We start from the raw sequence: 17,435 nt of genomic DNA on the forward strand, positions 1-17,435 counted from the left end.
CGGCAATCATCATCAGGCCGCGACACTGCCTCGCCATCCTGATCGCCGCGCACTTCCTACCCAGATTGCCGCGCTACACTGACGCGCCTAAAGATGGAGAAGCATGTACATCGATATCATCAGGCCAACGAAAAATAGGATCGTTGAGCCATAGATCATGTAGACAGCCAAGCGAGCTGATTCACCGGCTCTCTCGCCGGGATCCGGCACGGGCTTGCCAGCGCGTACAGCTTCGACTGAGTCGCGGTAAGCCGAGTCGATCGAGGAGACTGCTGAATAGTAGAAGAAGTAGGCGAATGAAAAGCTCGCAATCCCCAGCGCGAACGATAGCGCTGAAACCTTCAATCCGGTCAGGGGGACGTGCTTGTCGAAAGCGCTTCCAATCGCCGCCGCCGATGCAAGCAAGCCAGCCGCGTTCCCTGCGCCGACAATTCGAATTGCTTCAAACGATAGTTCATAAGAAGTCTTGCCGATAACTTTCTTCGTCAACTCATGCGAATCTATCGTCTGCCTCTCTTCTTGCTGGGACATCAGGACAATCTACAATTCACAACCTTGTGGTGTTGTTGCGTATCTTCGCCGGCAGTTGCGGGGACGGTGCTGGACTGCACCCCTGAAGTGAGACACGGGAGTTACGGTGTTACGGTGACAGTGCACTAAATTGGCATTGCCTGGCGCCGACGTTCTTAGCGAGGCTTTAGGAAGGCGGTAGGGTACGGAGTTTAGTGCACTGTCACCGCAATTCACCGTAATTCTGGCGATCGCCTCATAGCCGAAGGCGACGCCATCGAGCCGAGATCTACTGCCGTTCCTCAAATATGTTGCAGTGAGGATCGCCTGGCTTCACCCGGCGAAGCTCCTGGAACGAAGGCCCGTCACATTGGAGCAGCGTGTATTCCTTGTAAGAGGGCGGCGGTACGCGCCAGCAAAGCGCCTCACCAGCGGGAACTGTGTGGGTATCCCCCATGCCGATCACATAGTTGCAGTCCGACACAGGCTTTTTGACCTGATCCTGGGCATGAGCCTGGGCTAGCGAAGCCACTGCGAAGAACGCCACGGACAAGACGCGCATTGTTCTCCCCTCTCGCGACAGCAAACACTCTTCACTTAGGAGGAGACCAGTGGGGGAGGTAAGAAATTCCCCGATTTCTGATGGCCGCATGGGGCGGCATCAGCACGACATTGACGAACTCCTGATCACGTAAGCTGCGGCAGGTGCGAGCGTTCCATCTCGCTGAAGGTGATTTCGGTCACACAATCAGGCACGACAGCGTCATCCCACTGAATTGAGCGATCGTGAACCCACCGGCACTTGGGGATGATTGACGGCCGAACCACATGTCCAGCTGCGAATGCTCGATTGGAAACAGCGATGATGCGGTCTGTTTTAGCCTTGGGCCTATTGTTTGCTCTGAGTGCTGCGGGGAATGCTGCCACGGCGCATCGCTCAACGTCACCATTGCGCACACGCCAGCAAGTGTTCGTTCCTCCCACTCAGTCCGTTGCTCCCGGTCGAAGCGTGGCCACCCCCGGCTTCGCCGTCCCGGGCTGGACCGACGAGGCCACCAGGCGATGGCTGGACAGCCCCACCGCCTGCTTGGGCTGTGGCGGATAGCCCGCCACGGTGTGGCATCTGACTGCGGAATGGTCGCGGAAAGCGGGTGGAACGAGGCGGAGGCCGCTCGCACTGGGACCACTCAATACTCGGCATCCCACGTGGTGCGTGCCGATCCCAGGCGATGAGCAGGGCTGCCACCACTGGCTTGTTGGTGAGCGCGCTGGGGCTCGAACCCAGGACCCCGTGATTAAAAGTCACGTGCTCTACCGGCTGAGCTACGCGCTCCCATGGCCGCTGATGGCTTCGAAATCGCCATCGTCTTCGGACATTCGAGAAGCATGTCTTGCCGCTACGCTTCAAACTCGCGTCGCGGGGAAAACCGGCTGTTTCCGGATCATGCCTTTCGGCCCGCGCTGTGTAGGGGGATGGGGCGCTGAGGTCAATAGCAGGGGTGACTGCCAAAACACGCGGCAGAAGCGGGGATTTTCCTGCCGCTTCCAGCGCTTAGGCCAGGGTTTTGAACCTGTTTGGCGGGGCGTCATCCACGCTCAAACACCTCGTGACTTTTATTGACGGGAGGTGGGGCACCAATCCGCCCCGTCAGTTCGCCTCCCGTCGCACCTCGCTCGGCACTGGTTGCGCGTTGCCGGGCCCTGGCAGGGCGACGGGGCGGAGGCCAATCAGCTCGGCCGTGCGGATCGCGCTGTCGCGCCAGAACTGGAACGAGTTGATGCGGCTGAGTTCGAGGATCGCGATCGCAACCGCGGCGAGGAACGGCAGGCTCTGCAGCACCAGCACGCCAGCGAAGATGTAGATCTCGGTGATCTGGCGGAAAGAGTTGGAGGCGATCAGCACACCGGCGCCGACCAGGAGCAGAACGCCGATCACGGCCTCCCAGAACGCCTGGAATTCGATCGACATCCGGCTCAAGCCGCCCTTGGACGTGCGCGCGAAGGCGATGTGTTCGGTGATCAGGCCTTGCGCGACGGCGCGTGACACCGTCCATTGCACGCTCATCGCCGCGATCATGGCGCCCAGCATCTGGCCGGGCTTGATCGCGACGCGGGCGCGATACATCGACAGGAAATGCGCAAGCGAGACGACGAAGGCGCCGATGATCGGCAGCGTCAGGATCTTGTCGGGGATGGCGATGTCGGCGAAGGCGACGATCGGCACCCAGACGAGGTTGAGCAGCGCCACGACCACGCCGAGGCTTTCGGCTCCGAGCCAGTTGAGCCAGCCAAGGCCGTATTCGCGCTTCTGGTCGGGCGTCAGCCGGCTCCGTCCGGGCAGGAACTGGCGCCAGTGCTTCTTCACGATCTGCAGGCCGCCATAGGCCCAGCGGTGGCGCTGCTTCTTGAAGGCCTCGTAGGTGTCGGGCAGAAGCCCCTTGCCATAGCGAGTGTTGGTGTAGTGGGTGATCCAGCCGAGCTCCTGGATCGCAAGGCCGAGATCGGAGTCCTCGCAGATCGTGTCGGATGACCAGCCGCCGGCCATGTCCATCGCGGCGCGGCGGATCAGGCACATCGTGCCGTGCACGATGACGGCGTTGAGCTCGTTGCGCTGGACCATGCCGATGTCGAAGAAGCCGGCATATTCGCCGTTCATGATGTAATGCATGATCGACAAATCGCCGTCGCGATGCTCCTGCGGCGCCTGCACCAGGCCAACGCGCGGATCGGCAAAAGCGGGCACGAGGTCCTTCAGCCAGTCGGGCTCGACGACATAGTCGGCATCGAGGATGCCGATGATCTCGGCATCCACGGCAGTGCGGTCCATGGCGATACGCAGCGCGCCGGCCTTGAAGCCCTGCACTTTCTCGGCGTTGATGAACTTGAAGCGCTCCCCGAGCGCGCGGCAATGGTCCTGGATCGGCTGCCAGAACGCCGGGTCCGGCGTGTTGTTGATGATGACGACGCATTCGTAGTTCGGATAGTCGAGCCGCGACAGCGCATCGAGCGTCTGCTTCAGCATCTCGACCGGCTCGTAATATGCGGGGATATGGATCGAGACCTTCGGGTAATAATTCTCAGGCACGTTCTCGATCGGCTTGCTCTTGGTGATCAACCGCTGCGGCGGCCGTCCGAAGGCAACGGCCGCGATCTCGTCGATGCGGGCCATCGCGATGAGGACGAGAGGAACGAGGAGAATCATGCCGAGGGTCAGCGCGAAGGCCGAGCCGAAGATGAAATAGTGGCCGTTCCAGAACGCGAACACGGTCGCGGCCCAGGCGCCGACGCCGTTGGCCGTGGCGGACAGCAGAAAGGCCTGTTTTGCCGTCGGCTGGTGCAGCCGCAAGATGGGCAGCGACAGCAGGACGCCGACCAGGAGGGCGACCGTCATGAGCTTCCAGTAGTCGGGGTTCTCCACCGGGCCGGTCCAGGCGAATTTCGGCTCGCGGCTGGCGTTCAGGATGCCCCAGTACGGACCGACGCCGCCTTCAAAATACTTCCAGGGCTGATCGATCGCCTCGACGATGTTGTATTCCATGCCCATGGCTTCGGCACGGCTGACGAAGTTCCGCAAGGTCAACGCTTGCTGGAACAGACCTGGATCGGCCTTGCGCAGATTATAGCCCGCGCTTGGCCAGCCGAACTCGGCGATCACGATGCGCTTGCCGGGAAACAGGTTGCGCAGCAGGTTGTAGCGGTCGACGGCCTGGTCGACGGCCTCGTCCGAGTGGAAGTTCTCCCAATAGGGCAGCACGTGCGCAGCGATGAAGTCGACGTTGGAGGCAAGGTCGGGGTTGTCGCGCCAGATGTTCCAGATCTCGCCGGTGGTGACGGGCACGCGCACCGCGCTCTTCACCTTCTTGATCATCTCGATGAGGTCTTCGACCTTCTGCTCACCGCGGTAGATCACCTCGTTGCCGACGACGACGCCGTTGACGTTGCTGTTCTTGCGGGCGAGCTCGATGGCGGATTTGATCTCGCGCTCGTTGCGCTCCTCGTCCTTGCCGATCCACGCACCGACGGTGACCTTGAGCCCGAATTCGGCGGCGATCGGGGGCACCAGCTCGTTGCCCTCCGTGGACGAGTACGAACGGATCGCGCGCGTCATGGTCGAGAGTTTTTTCATATCGGCGCGAATCCGTTCGGGGTCGACGGTGTTGTCGACGACATGCCCAGGTTCGAACGGCGTATAGGACAGGCTCGGCAGCAGGCCCTTGAAATCAGGCGCAGGTTCCCGGTCGCGCAGGACTCCCCAGATGCCGGCGTGGAGGACGGACACGAGCAACAGAACGGCGGCGACAACGCGCATCGCGGCTAAACCAATAGGGGCTGAAATGGCAGGGCTGCGGATCCGACCCCGAGATCCGACCGAGTCCGCGGCAAAGGGAGCATACCTCTGCCGCACGGTTTCTCAACTGTCATGGCCTCATGTCCTTATGAGGGCATGGCCTTTTGGGAGCGCGGCAGTGCCAACCCCAGCTATCGCCGATCGTTCCTGAACGACAGGTGAAACGACCTTCGGCTATTTCTGGGGTGCGGGCGAGGGGCTTGCGGCAGGCGCCGGGGGGGGGGGGGGGGGGGGGGGGGGGGGGGGGGGGGGGGGGGGGGGGGGGGCGCGGCGCCGTTGGTCTGCGCCGGGGGCTGGGAGGCTGCTGCCGCCGCCTGTTGCGGCTGGGCGGCCGGATTGATCCAGCAGGCGTGGACGCGGCTATCCAGGGTCTCGGCAACCTTGGGATCGATCTGGGCGCCGAAGCGGGTCAGGCAGCGGAACGCAGCCTGGATGTGGCCGCCGGGGCAGCCGAAGCGGTCATAGAGGTCGAGATGGCGGAACGCGGTATCGAGGTCATCCCGCCACATCAGCCGCACCACGCGCCGCCCGAGCCAGACGCATTCGGGATTACCTGCCGGCCCGTTGATGGCCTGGGCGGCCTCGGCGAATTCGTCGGTGCGGCGCTGGTTCTGGGCGGTCGCGTCCTTGGCGGCGTCGGCAGGCTGGGCGGCGGCCTTGCTCTGGTCGGGCGCGGGGGTCCCGCTCTGGGCGGAGGCGCCACCGAGGCTGGCGAGAAGCACAAGGGAAGAAACGGCCAACGAGGCGGCGAACTGCCGCAGGACCGCATTTCGTAACTCGAACACCCGTCGCCGCATGAATTCCCCAATGTCTCAGCCGTCCGCCCGCGGGAGGACCTCGCGGACGCCGGTCGTGATGGCGTCCAAATGGGTCTCCAATGCGGCGGAAAAGTCCCGCGAAATCCATTGGCCTGTATTTGGATTTTTGTCCAGCAAAGTCACGATGCTAGGGGCCGGTCGAACCGCCGCAGCCCAATTCGTCGGGGAGAGGGCGCGGCCAAGGCGCCTCACCCCCTTGGCAGACGACGTGCGAGCAGGTAATCGACGGACCCTTCGCGGAGGACGGAACAAATTTCTCTTCGTACGCCACTGGCGCTCCTGCTCGTCTCACTGGGTGCGATTGCTGCCGTGTGGTGGTGGCTTGCCACGCCGATCACGCTCGCGCGCGCCCCCATCGACCCCAATGACAAGGTTCAATGCGTCTCCTATGCGCCGTTCCGCGGCGAGCAAACGCCGCTGGACGCATGGACCCACATCGAGGCCGATCAAATTGAGCAGGATCTGCGCCAGCTCAAGCAGATCACCGACTGCGTCCGCACCTACTCCATTGAAAATGGGCTCGACCAGGTGCCCGCCGTTGCGACCAAGGTCGGCGGGCTGAAGGTGATCCAGGGCATCTGGCTCGGCAGCAATCGCGCCAAGAACTTTGCGCAGGTGGCGACCGCGATCCGCCTCACCAAGGATTTCCCCGACACCGTCTCCGCGCTCGTCGTCGGCAACGAGGTGTTGCTGCGCGGCGAGATGACGACGCAGGATCTCATCGCCATCATCCGTTCAGTGAAGGCGCAGGTCACCGTGCCCGTGACCTATGCCGACGTTTGGGAATATTGGCTGAAGAACCGCGAGGTCTATGACGCCGTCGATTTCGTCACCATTCACATCCTGCCTTACTGGGAGGACATGCCGGTGAAGGCGAAATTCGCCTCGTCCCATGTCGAGGCGATCCGCGAGCGGATGGCGGCGGCATTCCCTGACAAGGAGATCCTGATCGGTGAAACCGGCTGGCCGAGCGAGGGCCGCATGCGCGATGGCGCGCTTCCGTCACGCACCAACCAGGCGCGCGTCGTCTCGGAGATCTTGGGCCTCGCGAAGTCCCAGAAGTTTCGCGTCAATCTCATCGAGGCCTATGACCAGCCGTGGAAACGGCGGCTGGAAGGCACCGTCGGCGGCTATTGGGGCCTGCTCGATTCCGTACGGCGCCAGCTGAAATATCCGCCGGGCCAGCCGATCAGCAATTTCCCCCTCTGGAAATGGTACATGGGCGCCGGCATGGGCCTCAGCGTGCTGGTGTTCGCGGTTGCGGGTATCACGCTGCGGCGCCGGCCCTGGACGCCGCGCTTCTCGGCCTGGCTTGCCGTCGGCATCTCCGCGACATCGGCGGGCATCCTGCTCGGGATCGCCGCCGACAAGATGTATTACGAGAGCTATGGCTGGGGCGGCTGGCTGCAATGGGGGGCATTGCTGCTTGCCGGCATCCTCTCGCCGATCTTCTGCGCGCAGGCGCTTGTCATCGGCCGCAATCTTCCGAGCTTCCTCGACCTGCTCGGGCCGCGCGAGGGCCGCAAATGGTCGAAGCTTTCGGCCGTGCTCGGCCTGACCCTGGCGGTGACGGCGGTGATCGGGGCCGAGACCGCGCTCGGCTTCGTGTTCGATCCGCGCTACCGCGACTTCCCCTATGCCTCGCTGACGATGGCGGTGGTGCCGTTCGCGCTGCTGATGCTAAACCGGCCGCAGATTGGCGTGCGCCCGATCGCGGAAGCGGTGTTCGCGGGACTGCTGGCGGTATCGGCGGTCTACGTGTTTCTGAACGAAGGCCGCGACAATTGGCAGGCGATGTGGACCGGCGCGATCTATCTCTTGTTCGCGCTCACGCTGTGGCGGGCGCGGGCCGAGCAAAGCCAAGGATGAGCAGGCCGATCGCAAGGCCCGCCAGCACGATGTTGTAGAGCACGATGCCGAGGCCGGCTGCGACCACGCCGAGCGTGAGCAGCACGATCGAGGGCCGCATCAGGTTCAGCGTCGCGATGACGAGCGCAACGATGCCGAACACCGAGTTCTTGAACAGCGACGTCGACAGCGAGCGCGCCTTGCAGATCATGGTCTGCAGGCCGGCGTCGCACGCGAGCGCCACCGTCGAGAACTCGATCGCGAGATAGCGCACATAGAGCGCCCAGCCGACGGTGACGAACCCGACGACGATGAGAAACTGGACCTGATAGGGCGTGAGGCGAAACGGCTTCTTTGTCATGCGGGCAATATGGTCGGGATGGCCGGAGGGAGCAACAGGGGGCAGGGCATTTTTGCACCGGGTCACTGCTCGCCCGCTGGCTCATTTGCTGCACTCCGCGAATCGGAACCGTAGCGATACGGATTTGCGAAAATTTTGGCCCGCCCTAACGTTCGACTCGAACGCGCGGGGCGTGACGGCTGATTCGATCAGGAGCTGATCACCTCGTTCAAGGGCGCGATGGCGAGGAAGCAAGCGGGGTTCGCAATGACTGAAGCGTTGCAGATCAATTTCGCGCTGTGGGGCATGATCATCTGTGCGGCGATCAAGATCAGCCAGATGATGGCCATCTAGCGGGGCGCATCCGTCGCCAGATCGCAGCGCGCAAGCTTGGTCATGAGTTGGCCCGGCCTCGCTCACGCAACCCTGAGCTCCGGCTCGTCAATCAAGCGCGCTGATCGCCTATCGCCTGAAGAACGACGATATCGCCGATCCCGCTGACGCCGTCTCCGGTGGCTTGGCTGCGGCTGCCGCCGGCTGCGGCGCGGGCGCCGGCTCTTCGCGCTTCGAGCGCTTGGAGGAGTAGCTGCGGCGATGCCTGTCGGGCTTGACGGTCGGCGCAGGCGAAGGCGCCGGGGTCGTCTCGGCTTGTGGCACGGAGTCCTGGGTCTTCTCGGAGTTCTTCTCCGATCCCTTGTCTTGGGATTTGTCTTGGGATTTGTCCTGAGATCTTTCCTGGGATTTTTCCGAGCCGCCGCGCATCGACAGGCGCTGGCCATCGAACACCGTGGTCTCGCAATGGCGGTCGCTTTCGGCGAGGCCGGCACAGAGCTTTGCCGCGGCGGCGGCATTGATCAGCGGACCTGCGCCGAGCCGGAGCTGCATGCCGAGGCCGTTCGAGCCTTCCTTGATCATGATGATCGGCCGGAGTGCGGCGATCTCGGGGTTGGACTTGCTCAGTCCACGCCAGAGCGCGCGCAAGCCATCGACCGAATTCGCACCGCCGAGTTCGATCGCAAAGCGCGTCTGCTGAACTGCGATGGCGGTGGCCTCGGCTTCCGTTGCCTCCGCCGGCTTGGCTGATGCCGCTGCGACTTCGGTCGGAGCTGGCGCCGGCTCGGGCTTCTTGTCGGCGGCCTTCTCGCTTTGCTCCGGCTGGATCAGTTTCGACGCGGCGGGATCGGGCGGCGCCATGATCGATTTCTGCTGCACCAACGGAAGAATGGGCACAGTCGATGCCGTCGCCGGCGACTGCGGAACGAGCGAGGCGGCAGCCGCCGTCTGCGGGGGCGGGTTCGACTGATCCTTCGCCGCCTCTTTCGAGGCGTCCTTGCTCGCGTTGTCCTTGGCCTCTTTGCCGGGCGTGGCGCGCGGCTTGTCGACCAGCGAGGCGGCGGTCGATGCGACCGGTGCGACGTCAGGTGCCGGAGGCGCGGGCTGCGCGGCGGTGACGGGGACGTCCTGCAGCTTCGAGGCTGGCGCCGGCTGCGACGTCGCGCTTTGCTTGGCGATGGCGCCGGTGACGGAGTCGAGCCCCTGCTCGAGCACCGTGACACGCGAATAGAGCCGGTCGCGATCGGTGTTCAGGGTGTCGATCGCGGAGGCGAGGCGCCGGGCTTCGAGCTGGCTTTGCTTGGTCAGCACCTGAATCTGATCGGATTGGCGGACGAGGTCGGCGGAGGCGACCTGGTCGCGCCGCCAGCCGAGCTGGGCCTGGTTGGCCATCACGGCGATCACGACGGCGCCGACAGCGCCGACGCCCCATGAGCCCAGCCGCCACAGCAAACGACGATCGAAAGGGCCTTCCTCGGCCAAAAGTCCGGAGAACAGCCCGCCGGTCTCCTTGTCGCCGAAGGCATCCGCCAGTGGGTCGGAATCCTTTGCCATGAACGTTAAGTGCCCAGCCCTGTCTGGCTTCCCCGAATCAATCAAGGAACATTAACAGGAAAACCCACGCGCACTTGAATTCCGGGCGTTTGCGGGGGTAGCAAGGCAGAAAGCTCAGGTGGCATCGGCGTGTCGCCCGTCGATGTGATGATCGATTCGGCCATATTTGACAGGATTGCGATGACCGTCCGCTCTAGCCTCACGATCGTGCTCGCCGCCGGCGAGGGCACGCGCATGCGATCGAACCTGCCGAAAGTGCTGCATTCCGTCGCCCACCAGTCGTTGCTGGCCCATGTGCTCGGCGCCGCTCCGCAGGGAACCGGTACGGCGCTTGCGGTGGTGATCGGCCCCGACCATCAGGCGGTCGCGGACGAGGCAAGGCGTATCCGCCCCGACGCGCTCATCTTCGTGCAGGCCGAGCGGCTCGGCACGGCGCATGCGGTGCTGGCGGCGCGTGAGGCCATTGCGCGCGGCGTGGATGACATCCTGATCGCCTTCGGCGACACGCCACTGATCTCGGCCGAGACTTTTGCGCGGCTGCGTGCGCCGCTCGCTAGCGGGGCCGCGATCGCCGCGCTCGGCTTCCGCGCCGCGGATCCGTCAGGTTATGGACGCTTCATCGTCGAGGGCGATCGCCTGGTTGCGATCCGCGAGCATGCCGATGCGAGTGCCGAGGAACGCAAGATCGATCTGTGCAATGCCGGCGTGATGGCGATCGACGGCCGCCGTGCGCTCGCGATCCTCGACAGGATCGGCAACGCGAATTCCAAGGGCGAGTTCTATCTGACCGATGCGGTCGGCGTTACCAACGACAATGGATGGGAGTCCGTCGTGATCGAAACCAGCGAGGACGAAGTGCGCGGCATCAACACCAAGGCCCAGCTTGCGGAAGCGGAAGGCGTGATGCAGGCGCGGCTGCGCAGGGCTGCAATGGAGGCGGGCGTCACGCTGATCGCCCCCGAAACGGTTTTCCTCGCCGCCGATACCGTGTTCGGCAAGGACGTCACCATCGAGCCGTTCGTGGTGATCGGCCCCGGCGTGTCGATCGCCGACGGCACCGTCATTCATTCCTTCTCGCATATCGTCGGGACCACGCTTGGCAAGAAGGTGTCGATCGGACCCTATGCGCGGCTCAGGCCCGGCACGTCGCTCGGCGACGGTGCGCGGATCGGCAATTTCGTGGAGACCAAGGCGGCGACGCTCGAGGCCGGCGTCAAGGTCAACCATCTCTCCTACATTGGAGACGCCACCGTCGGTGCCAATTCCAACATCGGCGCCGGCACCATCACCTGCAACTACGATGGCTTCAAGAAGCACAAGACGGTGATCGGGCAGGGCGCCTTCGTCGGTACCAATTCCTCGCTTGTCGCGCCGGTGAAGATCGGCAACGGCGCCTATATCGGCTCGGGTTCTGTGATCACGCGCGATGTGCCCGACGACGCGATGGCGCTCGAGCGCAGCCAGCAGACCATCCGCGAAGGCGGTGCGGCGCGCTACCGCGAGATGAAGACGGGCGGCAAGAAAACTGAGAAGTAGTCGGGGAAATGAGCGCTGATTGCCGTGTCCCCGCGCTTTGTTCGTGATCTCGTCAGTTTTCTGATTGACACATTCGTCACGGGGATTGGGCGAGTTCTGCTGTGGGAAATCAACGAGTACGAACCGCCAGAGATTGTAGCTCTCGTCATCGGGCTGACGTTCTGGGCGCTCCTCATTTTCCTCGTGTGGGCCGCGCTGATGGGGTGGTGAGGTCTGCCGTTATTCGTCGTCGGCGAATTCGGAGAAGATGGCGCGCGTCAGGCGCCAGCCGCGCGGCTTGGCGCGTTTGACCGGCTCGCCTTCAGGATGCTTGATGAAAACGGGCTTGCTTTCCTTGCCGCGCTGAGGCGGCGGCCAATGCGCAAGGTGCGTGCCGGAGGTCTCACTGGCGCGGATATACAGCGATGACAGACCCTTGCGGTCGGACGTGGTGGCTTTCATGGCCTTGATCTCCCGGTCGGGAATCGTTGGCCAAACTTGTTGACATCGGGTTAATGCGCGCGGTTAAAGGCCGACTAAATCGACGCAGGCGAAGCTCAGGTTGCGGTCCACGCTGTCTCAATCCGCAATAGGGTTGATCAGAGATTATCCTGTGAAATCAACCCGTATCGATCCGCTTTCCCGGGAGTTGAGGGCAAATTGAGTGGATAACGGGGCGTAATCGGACCCTTTCGTGCCGACTTGCGATAGATATGCCCCACTGCACCATCGAGGTTGCACATGGGTCCAATTTCTCTTTTTGATAAATCGTTCCTGCAATCCATCAGTTTGGACGAAGCGGTTTGGTTCGATCGCTTCTTCATGCCGGTCGCCTGCCCGATATTCTTCGTCGAGACGTTGGCTGATCTCGGTAAGGACGCCTCCAAGAGGGGAAGCGCCGAATTCTCCGTCGTGAAAGACATCGCGCAGAAGTTCCCCGAGATGGGCGGCTCGCCTTGTGCGTTCCACGCCGACATTGCGACGCAGGATTTGCTCGGCAACCACATGCCTTTGGACGGTCGCATTCCACGATCAGGTGGCCGTCCTGTGCCTAAGGGCGTTGTCTATGACCTTGGTCCGGAAGAGCGGGCATTCAACAGATGGCAGAAGGGCGAATTCTTCGAAGTTGAAAAAGTCGCGGCCGCTGCTTGGCGGAAGTCCCTCTCTGAACTCGATCTCAACAAAGTTGCGAGCGAGCTACGCTCAGTCGGCATCGACGGCAAATCGTGCAATTCTTTGGATCAGGCCAGAGACATGGCTCTCGCGGTTGTGTCGCACCACGCGAACGCAATGTCCGTTCTTGCTCTTGCCGTTACATTTCTGCACGTGCCGCAGCATCTTCATCGGCCGATCATCGAGGCTTGGCGGCGGGACGGGAAGCGGCCATTGAATGTATATGCACCCTACGCGGCGCACGTCGTTGCCGTTGAGGTTTTCTTTCAGTTCGCGCTTGCCGCCCATCTTATCGACAGCAATAGACCGTCAAACCGCACTGACATCGCCTATCTGTTCTATCTTCCATTCAGCACGCTGTTCATCTCGTCCGATAAACTGCATCGTCGAACTGCCAGTCTGTTCATGCGAGGCAATCAGGAGTTCGTCTGGGGCATCGACTTGAAGGCTAGCCTCAAAGCGGTGAATTCGCACTTCCTGACTTTTCCGGAGGAAGTTAAAGAGCAAGGTGTGATGAGTTTTGCCGATGCGCCGCCCGACGGCAACATCGTCGCCGATCTTTGGGACAGGCATCTTCGTCCTGGCATTCGGAATGAGAAGAAGGAACCCAGAGACGCCAATCCTGAACGCGATGCAGAACTCGTTAAGAAGCTCAAGGAGTTCAGCAAGCAACCAACGTTGCCCGGCCAACAGATGGTGAGCGAAGAAAATATGGAGATGATGTCTATCGAACACTCGGTTCATCGCAAGCGCGGGAGCTGGTGGCAGGTTCCGAAAGACATGCCCGACGAAAAGGACGAATAAAATTGCTGATGACGGATCGCATCGACAAGTTCCTAAATTCTCTTTCAGAGGACGAACTGAGTGTATGCGCTACAAGATTGAACGAGCGGTTGCGGAAAGGAAAAGGGCGCCCACGGGGGCGATCAGAAAACGAATACCACGTCGCCTGTCGCTTGGTGGCAATGGCAGTATTGCGCGCGAAACAAGAATGGCTCGATGAGCATCCTGGCAGGCGGCGCGTATTAGACAAAGGACTGGTCGAGCGCACCATAGAAAACGAACTGCCGAAATACCCCGTTCTGCTTCGTCGCAGAGACAAGGCGGACGATGCGATCCGTCGTCACGTTGATAAACGAATACGCGAATTCTTACCTCGATGGCTTCGAGACACGGATTAGTCTGAAGAAAATTGCTCCATTAAAGTCGAGTTACATCCGCCAAGAGCTCGGGCCAAATGCAGCTCCGCATTGTTGGAGCAAAGCATGTTGGAGTTTGACGATCCCGACTACGTCGCGGTACCGTTCAGTCGGATTAAAGCGAAAAAGGTTAGTTACCTTTGGCGCTACTTTGTACCGCTAGGCTTCCTGACGGTCCTCACGGGCGAGAGCGGGTGCGGTAAATCAACAATCATGATCGATCTCATCGCCCGGATGACACGCGGCGATCCGATGCCCCGCATCGGTGACGACGATGAGCAAATCACGGGAAAAGGTTCGGCTCTGATCCTTTGCCAAGAGGACCCGGCTGATACGGTAATCAAGCCAAGGTTAAGAGCCGCCGGCGCCGACATGGATAGAGTTCATCTGGGAACCCTTCAACACCGCGGCCGAGCAGGTTCAGCAGACGTGTATCCCGATGTCATCGAACGACTGGATGTTGGCGTCGAGAAGTTAGAACGGTTGATCATCCAAACTCGCGATCTTCGCGTGATATTCGTTGACCCTATAACGGCTTTTCTCGGAAAACTGGACTTCAACCGAGAGGATCACGTCAGGCGGCTCCTGAGGCCGCTCTCCACGCTGGCAGCGAAATATAAGATAGCGATCGTTCTTGTGATCCACATGAACAAGGACACGCGAAAGAAGGCAACTCAGCGAATACTCGGGAGCGGAGGATTTGTTGGCGCAAATCGATCGACGCTGTTCGTGGTCAAACCAGCAGGTTCAGATCGCCGTTTGCTAGTCCTTGGTAAGGGCAATAATGTTCCCCCCGCTTACCAAAACAAGGGCGTCGAATTTGGAATGATAGATGTCAAAGGGCGTCCTCGGGTCGAGTGGGGTACAGAGTATGAAGATGTGAACTTGAATGCGGTGTTGGCTGGGCAAGCATCTCACGTCGGCAAACGGGATCAGGCGGTCCTGCTCTTGCATGAATGGCTTGCCGAGGGAACTCGGCCTGTCCGGGACATTCAGCAACTCGCGCTAGCGGTGGGCTTCCACTGGAACACATTCAAAGCCGCAAAAAAGGAAATCGGCATAGTCGTCAAAAAGCGCACGGATGGCTGGTGGTGGGCATTGCCGAAAGTGAACTAGGAGACATCGATAAAACGAGAACGACTGTGATTGTGCGCTTTACGATGTACCCTTAGATGTTGCCCGCCGTCTCTCGGGCTCCGGGTAGATGCGAGAGACGGCGGGCCGACTAATCGCGGGTGATGCTCGCGATCAGACCCATCGCGCCGGGGTGACTAAGCCCAGCCATGAGTTGTCGAGGGTTATTGCTGAAGAAGCGGGCACTCGCTCGACTAACCCCGCCCCCGATCGCGGAAGGCATCGAACGCTGATCGGGCCACGTCCCTCCGCCGGTGCATCGAACGCGGAGGGAAACTGTCATGCTGCATCCGCCTTTGCGCGATCGACAACAAGGCCGAGCAACGCGCGCGGATCGCAGTTCGGGCGGCGCGGAACGTGCTGGCCGGTCTCTTCTGCGAGAACGATGATTGCCTCCTCAAGTCGCTCTTGGTCGAGAACGTCATCAGCAATCTTACGCAGGCGCTCGATCTTTTCTGATGGTGTGAGTGCGAGCTTAGGTGCGGGCATGGCATCGATCAGCTCATTCAGTTTCAACTCCATGCCTTGAGGGTCGAACCATGCAAGCAGGCTGGGAACGTCCAGATGCATCGAGTAGGCGGCCGGATCGACAAAAATGACCTCGAACCTGTCGTGCGACGCCTTAATCGTCGGCCGCCCCCTGATCGCGCTTTCGGTGATCCACTTCTTTGCCTGTGCTTTCATTTCTGAAACAGGCAGTCCAGATTGCTCGACGTTGAGACGGTCGGACGCGAGGTGGGCAATCTGCGTGCGGATGCGCTCGATGGCCGCGAGGAAGGTCTCACCATCTTTGAGCTTGATCCTCGCTGGTCTGGCGTCTGCGAGGTGGGCCCTGGCGGGTAGTGTGCTGAGATATCGCCTAACCCGATTGTTAAGGTCCGCCCGCTGACGATGCTGATCCTGATGCTTGCGTTGAAGCAACTCCAGTCGCTCGACCTCAAGCCTCATCGCGTCTGCATTTGGACTATTCGGATTGAGGCCCAGTGCCGATCGGAGTTCCGAAATTCTCCTCGTTGTCGAGGAGGCAAGCGTCAGGGCTGCCTGCTCACTATCTTCGAGCGCCAAAATCTTTAGATGTGCTTTCGGGGGTAACCTCGATTGGTCGTCCATTCGTCGTCCTCCGCATTTGACCCCGCCGCGCAGGGCGGCGGGATCGTTGATGTCAGTGCTTCCACATGTCCGAGATGCGCCGGTTCCGCTCCGCGCGTGCCTGATCACGAGACATGTCGGCGGAAGGCGTCGGCGCTTCTCGCGCAGCGTCATTACGCCAAGCATTTTCGAGGCGACGATCTCGCTCATCGCGCAGGCTCTGGAGTTGATCGCGGGTGGGGGGTGAGTTCGCGTCCAGCAAGGAGAGCGCGCCGCGTTGTCCGCCGTCCATGAGACTGATGGGGACAGTAAGACGGTCGCCGTTCTGCAATACGCCGTTACGCTGAACGCGCTTGCCGTTACGGTCGAGGACGATGAAGTTGGTCGTCATCTCAGGATACCTTTCATCATTAGGAGGTTTGAAACGTGTTGCGCAGCGGGGCTGCGTTCCTGTTGCGAAGGATTTTCTCCTCCGACCCAACTTAAGGTTGCATCATACCTATAGCGTCTTGATCCTCCACCTAAGCACATGACGGTCAGACCGGATGCCGCGTTGATCACGTCGTCATGCCCGTTCGGGGGGTGGTCGATACTTTCGCGCCCCGATCTTGCTGTGCGTCGCTCGAGCGCGAGCAACTGCGTCACCATGCGAGCGTTATCGATGAGGTCGCACTTCTTGCTGTTCAGTACGGCAAGGAATTCAGAGTAGATTTGACTCTTCGGCTTCGCGGACGCCTCGTAAATGATCCCCGCATCTTTGAACTGCTCTCGCGGCCACTCGCCTGCGAAGCGGTCGCCAACGATTTTGGTGATGCGATAGGATTTGAGGAGCGCCGCACAATTGCCGACGACATTCTTGGGGCTGAAGGGCGGTTTGAATTCCCGCAGAACGTCGAGGGTCGCGATGCCGTTCTCGGTGTGCCCGATTGCGAGGGTGAAGCTATCCTTGCCGCTTCCGCCGCTTGGGTCGACGAAAGCGTGATATTTGTGCTGCGAGAAGTAAGGTCGCTCCCGTTCGTCCGAGAGGCAAGCGTCAACGGCCTCCATTGACACGAACTGCTCGACATCGACACGGAATTGAGCACCAAAGTTCGCGGATGCCTGCGCAGGATCGTCAATGTAGGCTTGCTCGATCTCCTCGCGGACGAAGGCGGGAGCATTCGGTCGCATGGTGAGGGTATCGGCTTGCCACACGACGACCCGATCCGACTCGTGTACGTAATGCTTTTTGTACGCGTTCCAGAGAGCACCCTTGCGGGCATGTGGCGATGAAGCGCATAGCAACATCGAGTTAGGGATCGTGAGCATCGAGGGGCGGGCCGCCGCGATGACCTCCGTGTCGGGATTGGTGCTGTCCTCGCTTGACCAGAACGCCAACTCGTCGGCGAGGATTGCTACCGTGGTCCTGCCCCTCGATGTTTTGTAGCTTGCGGTTGTAACTTCAATGGAGACCGAATTGCTTAGACGAACCCAGCGCGCGGTCGAACTTTCGATGAGCCGCGCAAGCATTTTCGATCCGGTAAGAAATCCCTTGATGTAGTCCATGATTTCTTTGGTCTGCTCGCGATCTGCGG

General features: G+C 61.2%; 14 protein-coding genes, 1 tRNA gene and 1 pseudogene. 6 read left to right on the forward strand and 10 right to left on the reverse strand.

The window, feature by feature from the left end; translation table 11 throughout:
- Positions 1–87: 87 nt before the first annotated feature.
- The 4 genes and pseudogenes from XI06_RS13460 to XI06_RS13475 form a co-directional block, all read right to left on the reverse strand.
- A complete protein-coding gene (locus XI06_RS13460; RefSeq protein WP_237868815.1) occupies positions 88–531 on the reverse strand; it encodes a hypothetical protein in 444 nt (147 codons plus the stop codon).
- Positions 532–1,767: 1,236 nt separating this feature from the next.
- Positions 1,768–1,843, reverse strand: a tRNA-Lys gene (locus tag XI06_RS13465).
- 315 nt (positions 1,844–2,158) lie between these two features.
- Complete coding sequence (locus XI06_RS13470) at positions 2,159–4,819, reverse strand: glycosyltransferase (RefSeq protein WP_237868816.1); 2,661 nt, start codon at positions 4,817–4,819, stop codon at positions 2,159–2,161.
- Positions 4,820–5,070: 251 nt separating this feature from the next.
- Positions 5,071–5,655 (reverse strand): annotated as a pseudogene (locus tag XI06_RS13475) (beta-1-3, beta-1-6-glucan biosynthesis protein); the annotation flags it as partial.
- 330 nt (positions 5,656–5,985) lie between these two features.
- Between XI06_RS13475 and XI06_RS13480 the strand changes: the two are divergent.
- The gene (locus XI06_RS13480) at positions 5,986–7,545 is read left to right on the forward strand and encodes a glycoside hydrolase family 17 protein (protein WP_237868817.1); all 1,560 of its coding nucleotides are present in this window, start codon (positions 5,986–5,988) and stop codon (positions 7,543–7,545) included.
- Here the strand turns inward: XI06_RS13480 and XI06_RS13485 are convergent.
- Together XI06_RS13485 and XI06_RS13490 are read right to left on the reverse strand one after the other, a co-directional pair.
- Entirely contained in the window at positions 7,505–7,885 is a 381-nt protein-coding gene (locus XI06_RS13485; protein ID WP_237862279.1) for a hypothetical protein, read from the reverse strand. The genes XI06_RS13480 and XI06_RS13485 overlap by 41 nt on opposite strands.
- 441 nt (positions 7,886–8,326) lie before the next feature.
- Positions 8,327–9,751, reverse strand: coding sequence for a hypothetical protein (locus XI06_RS13490; protein WP_237868818.1), 1,425 nt, complete (start codon positions 9,749–9,751; stop codon positions 8,327–8,329).
- A 180-nt stretch (positions 9,752–9,931) separates the two neighbouring features.
- On the opposite strand from XI06_RS13490, the gene glmU reads away from it, so the two are divergent.
- The gene (gene glmU / locus XI06_RS13495; protein WP_237868819.1) at positions 9,932–11,287 is read left to right on the forward strand and encodes a bifunctional UDP-N-acetylglucosamine diphosphorylase/glucosamine-1-phosphate N-acetyltransferase GlmU; all 1,356 of its coding nucleotides are present in this window, start codon (positions 9,932–9,934) and stop codon (positions 11,285–11,287) included.
- A gap of 24 nt (positions 11,288–11,311) precedes the next feature.
- Entirely contained in the window at positions 11,312–11,497 is a 186-nt protein-coding gene (locus XI06_RS13500; RefSeq protein ID WP_237868820.1) for a hypothetical protein, read from the forward strand.
- Positions 11,498–11,506: 9 nt separating this feature from the next.
- Here XI06_RS13500 and XI06_RS13505 read toward each other — a convergent pair whose 3' ends face one another.
- On the reverse strand, positions 11,507–11,728 hold the full coding sequence (locus tag XI06_RS13505; RefSeq protein ID WP_237862283.1) for a hypothetical protein: 222 nt from the start codon (positions 11,726–11,728) through the stop codon (positions 11,507–11,509).
- 279 nt (positions 11,729–12,007) lie between these two features.
- Here XI06_RS13505 and XI06_RS13510 point away from each other — a divergent pair, with 279 nt between their 5' ends.
- From XI06_RS13510 to XI06_RS13520, 3 genes are all read left to right on the forward strand, one after another.
- Positions 12,008–13,243, forward strand: coding sequence for a hypothetical protein (locus XI06_RS13510; RefSeq protein ID WP_271605536.1), 1,236 nt, complete (start codon positions 12,008–12,010; stop codon positions 13,241–13,243).
- A gap of 2 nt (positions 13,244–13,245) precedes the next feature.
- On the forward strand, positions 13,246–13,620 hold the full coding sequence (locus XI06_RS13515; RefSeq protein ID WP_271605537.1) for a hypothetical protein: 375 nt from the start codon (positions 13,246–13,248) through the stop codon (positions 13,618–13,620).
- An 84-nt stretch (positions 13,621–13,704) separates the two neighbouring features.
- On the forward strand, positions 13,705–14,754 hold the full coding sequence (locus tag XI06_RS13520) for an AAA family ATPase (protein WP_271605538.1): 1,050 nt from the start codon (positions 13,705–13,707) through the stop codon (positions 14,752–14,754).
- Positions 14,755–15,051: 297 nt separating this feature from the next.
- Here the strand turns inward: XI06_RS13520 and XI06_RS13525 are convergent, their stop codons facing one another.
- The 3 genes from XI06_RS13525 to XI06_RS13535 all read right to left on the reverse strand — a co-directional run.
- Complete coding sequence (locus XI06_RS13525; protein WP_271605539.1) at positions 15,052–15,882, reverse strand: hypothetical protein; 831 nt, start codon at positions 15,880–15,882, stop codon at positions 15,052–15,054.
- Between the two features lie 52 nt (positions 15,883–15,934).
- Positions 15,935–16,252 (reverse strand): hypothetical protein, encoded by a 318-nt coding sequence (locus tag XI06_RS13530; protein WP_271605540.1) that lies wholly within the window; start codon positions 16,250–16,252, stop codon positions 15,935–15,937.
- Positions 16,249–17,435: hypothetical protein (locus XI06_RS13535; RefSeq protein WP_271605541.1), on the reverse strand; the 1,187-nt coding region annotated here is incomplete at its 5' end. The genes XI06_RS13530 and XI06_RS13535, both read right to left, overlap by 4 nt.

Origin of the sequence: Bradyrhizobium sp. CCBAU 11434 (assembly GCF_028128895.1) — a bacterium.
GTDB lineage: Bacteria > Pseudomonadota > Alphaproteobacteria > Rhizobiales > Xanthobacteraceae > Bradyrhizobium > Bradyrhizobium zhengyangense.

Bases quoted from the DNA above. Each gene is read 5' to 3' on its own strand.
- glmU (WP_237868819.1), top strand. From the start codon at position 9,932: ATGACCGTCCGCTCTAGCCTCACGATCGTGCTCGCCGCCGGCGAGGGC.
- XI06_RS13520 (WP_271605538.1), top strand. From the start codon at position 13,705: ATGTTGGAGTTTGACGATCCCGACTACGTCGCGGTACCGTTCAGTCGG.
- XI06_RS13470 (WP_237868816.1), bottom strand. From the start codon at position 4,819: ATGCGCGTTGTCGCCGCCGTTCTGTTGCTCGTGTCCGTCCTCCACGCC.
- XI06_RS13490 (WP_237868818.1), bottom strand. From the start codon at position 9,751: ATGGCAAAGGATTCCGACCCACTGGCGGATGCCTTCGGCGACAAGGAG.
- XI06_RS13530 (WP_271605540.1), bottom strand. From the start codon at position 16,252: ATGACGACCAACTTCATCGTCCTCGACCGTAACGGCAAGCGCGTTCAG.
- XI06_RS13460 (WP_237868815.1), bottom strand. From the start codon at position 531: ATGTCCCAGCAAGAAGAGAGGCAGACGATAGATTCGCATGAGTTGACG.
- XI06_RS13525 (WP_271605539.1), bottom strand. From the start codon at position 15,882: ATGGACGACCAATCGAGGTTACCCCCGAAAGCACATCTAAAGATTTTG.
- XI06_RS13485 (WP_237862279.1), bottom strand. From the start codon at position 7,885: ATGACAAAGAAGCCGTTTCGCCTCACGCCCTATCAGGTCCAGTTTCTC.
- XI06_RS13510 (WP_271605536.1), top strand. From the start codon at position 12,008: ATGGGTCCAATTTCTCTTTTTGATAAATCGTTCCTGCAATCCATCAGT.
- XI06_RS13505 (WP_237862283.1), bottom strand. From the start codon at position 11,728: ATGAAAGCCACCACGTCCGACCGCAAGGGTCTGTCATCGCTGTATATC.